This is a genomic window from Amycolatopsis sp. NPDC051716, assembly GCF_040681595.1.
In the GTDB taxonomy this organism is placed as follows: Bacteria; Actinomycetota; Actinomycetes; order Mycobacteriales; family Pseudonocardiaceae; genus Amycolatopsis.
The window spans coordinates 1-3,101 of the sequence record NZ_JBFAZA010000057.1; the positions used below are offsets into that span (position 1 = coordinate 1).

3 protein-coding genes are annotated in these 3,101 nt (G+C 73.1%); 2 read left to right on the plus strand and 1 reads right to left on the minus strand.

Going from position 1 to position 3,101, the window contains the following annotated elements; all coding sequences use genetic code 11:
* Positions 1-67: 67 nt before the first annotated feature.
* Positions 68-1,012: a WYL domain-containing protein gene (locus tag AB0M30_RS44395; RefSeq protein WP_364597750.1), complete on the minus strand. Its 945-nt coding sequence runs from the start codon at positions 1,010-1,012 to the stop codon at positions 68-70.
* Positions 1,013-1,105: 93 nt separating this feature from the next.
* On the opposite strand from AB0M30_RS44395, the gene AB0M30_RS44400 reads away from it, so the two are divergent.
* Together AB0M30_RS44400 and AB0M30_RS44405 are read left to right on the plus strand one after the other, a co-directional pair.
* A complete protein-coding gene (locus AB0M30_RS44400) occupies positions 1,106-1,501 on the plus strand; it encodes a RidA family protein (RefSeq protein ID WP_364597844.1) in 396 nt (131 codons plus the stop codon).
* Between the two features lie 80 nt (positions 1,502-1,581).
* Positions 1,582-3,101: glycoside hydrolase domain-containing protein (locus tag AB0M30_RS44405; protein WP_364597752.1), on the plus strand; the 1,520-nt coding region annotated here is incomplete at its 3' end.

Consider the following 3,101-nt stretch of genomic DNA (forward strand, 5'->3'; position numbering starts at 1 on the left):
GAATGACTCATTCGGGACCTCCGCGGTCCCGAATGAGTCATTCGCGACGTTCCAAGCCGTGGGAGGGTCAGGGCGCGTCGGTGTAGCGGTCGGCGATCGCCATCGCCCGTTCGCGCAAGGCGGTGCGCAGCGACTCCGGCGCCAGGGCTTCGGCGTCCGTGCCCAGCTGCCACAGCGCCCACTCCGCGTGCCAGGCGTCCTGGTAGGTGACCTCGAGCCGCAGCCACCCGTCTTCCTCGGGTTCCTCCGCGCGGACCGCCACCGCCGCGCTCAGCAGGTCTTCCCGGCGGGCCGGCCGCACCCGGACCCGCACGGTCAGGTGGCCGTCGGCGAGGAAGGCGGTGCGGCGTTGCCGCCAGATGCGGTCCAGGTCGACCTCGCCCGGCCGCTCGGCCGGTTCGTCCAGCGATTCGGCGGCCAGGATCCGCGACAGCCGGTACGTCCGGTCCGCGCCCGCTCTCGTCGCCAGCAGGTAGCCGCGGTCGCGGACGGTGACCAGGCCGATCGGGTCCACCGTGCGCCACCGCGGCTCCTGGCCCGTGGCCGCGTAGTGCAGGCGCAGCCGGTGGCCGGTGAGGACGGCGCGGCGGACCTCGAGCATCGTCGCGGGGTCCACCTCCTCGGGCTCGGGACGGCGGGAGAGCAGGTCCGTCTCGGGCTCGACGAGGAAGCGCCCGGCCGTGACCACGTGGGTTTCGGGCAGCGCGTCGGCCACCTTGCGCACCGCTGACGCCAGTGCCGGGCCGAGGCCGAACGCGCGCCCGGTGGTCAGCAGGGCCAGTGCCTCGTCGTGGTTCAGCCCGGTGAGCTCGGTCCGGAAGCCGGGCAGCAGCGCGAACCCGCCGTAGCGGCCGCGTTCGGCGTAGACCGGAACGCCCGCCGCCGACAGCGCGTCGATGTCGCGCAGCACCGTGCGGGTGGACACCTCCAGCTCGCGGGCCAGCGCGTCCGCGGTCGACCGGCCGCGCTGTCGCAGCAGCAGCACCAGGGAGACCAGCCGGTCGGCACGCACCTCGAGACCGTAGCGAATACACGACAGAGGATGTCGTGATTGGCCGGAAAGCTCCTTCGCGCAGTACTCGCAACGAACGGAGCTGATGTGGCACTGGAACGAACGGCGGTCAACCCGGTGACGTGGTCGCTGGAGCTGGGCTTCAACCAGGGGGAGGTGGTCTCCGGGCAGACCCGCACCCTGTACTGCTCCGGGCAGACGTCGACGGACGCCGAAGGCAAGCCGCGGCACGAGGGGGACATCGGCGCCCAGCTCGCGGTGAGCCTGGACAACCTGGAAGCCGTGCTCGCCGAGGCGGGCATGTCCCTGGCGCACCTGGTCCGGCTCACCGTCTACACCACCGACGTCGACGGGCTGTTCCCGCACTACCGCGTGCTGGCGACCCGGCTGGGTGCCGCCGGGGTGGCCCCGGCCACCACGATGCTCGGGGTGAGCCGGCTGGCGATCCCGGGCCAGCTGGTCGAGCTGGAGGGCACCGCCGTCGCCTGAAATGGACACTGCTGCCCGCGCCGGTGCGGGCAGCAGTGTTTCAGCACGCTGCGCCGTTCGGTGGCCGTTACGGTGGGCGCATGTCCGACGCCGTGTTCTTCTCGTCCTTCGAAAGCGGTGACCCGCAGCCGGCGGATGCCGCCTTGCACGTCGGCGACGGCCCGGACCGCTCCCCCACGGCCAAGACCGGTGTGGGCTTCACCGGCACCCGCGCTCTGCGCTACACGGCCCGGCCCCGCGCTGTCCTGTTCGAACTCGACGTGCCCGTCACCCGGCACACCGAGCTGTCCTATGTGGTCTTCCCGGTCGCCGACGGTGAGATCCCCGCCTACCACGCCACCCGGGTCAGCCTCGACGTCGAGTTCGCCGACGGCACCTCCGCCGGGTTCGCCCCGGTGGACGACAAGACGCTGTGGGTGGACCAGTGGAACCTCGTCCGCCGCCCGCTGGGGGCCTTCGCCGGGCGCCGGATCAGCCGGATCGTGCTGCGCACCGACGCGCCCACGGAGATCACCGGCTGGCTCGACGACGTCCGCGTCGCCGACCGCCCCGAGCCGCCGCGCGACCCCGTCGACTGCGTCCGCACCACCCGCGGCACGCACTCCAGCGGCGACTTCTCCCGCGGCAACACCTTCCCGGCCACGGCCGTACCGCACGGGTTCAACTTCTGGACCCCGGTCACCGACGCCGGCGTGACCAACTGGCTCTACTCCTACCACCGCCACAACGACGACCGGAACCGGCCCGCGCTGCAGGCGTTCGCGCTGTCGCACCAGCCGAGCCCGTGGATGGGCGACCGGCACACCTTCCACGTCATGCCCGGCACCGGCCCGGTCGAGCGCGACCGCCGCAACCGGGCCCTGGCCTTCAGCCACGACGACGAGACCGACGCACCGCACCACTACGGCGTCCGGTTCGCCAACGGGATGACCGCCGACCTCGCGCCCACCTCGCACGCGGCGATCATGCGGTTCACCTTCCCGGACAAGCACGGCTGGCTGCTGTTCGACAACGCCCGCAACCGCGGCCGGCTGCGCCTGAACCCCGACACCGGGGTGATCAGCGGGTACACCGGAGTCCGCTCCCGGCTGTCGGCCGGGGCGCGCCGGATGTTCGTCTACGCCGTGACCGACGCCCCGGCCACCCGCGGCGCCAAGGTCCGCTTCCCGCCGTGGCGGCGGGTCTCGGGCTACTTCGAGTTCGACGGACCCGACGTCACGCTGCGGATCGCGACGTCGCTGATCAGCCTCGCCCAGGCCCGGCGCAACCTGGAGCTGGAAATCCCGGCCGGGACGACGTTCGAGCAGGTCAAGGCCCAGGCCAGACGGCGGTGGCAGGAGGAGCTCGGCCGCGTCGAGGTCGAAGGCGCCACCGAGGACCAGCGGACCACGCTGTACTCCGGCCTCTACCGGCTGTTCCTGTACCCGAACGTCGCGCACGAGAACACCCCCGACGGGATCCGCCACGCCAGCCCGGTTGTGGGGGGGGGGGGGGGGGGGGCCCCCCCCCGCCCCCGCCCGCCGGGGGGGGGGGGGGGGGGGGTCGGGGAAAACCCCGTGTTTGGCGGCCACACCACCAACCCGCCCCCCCACCCGCCCCG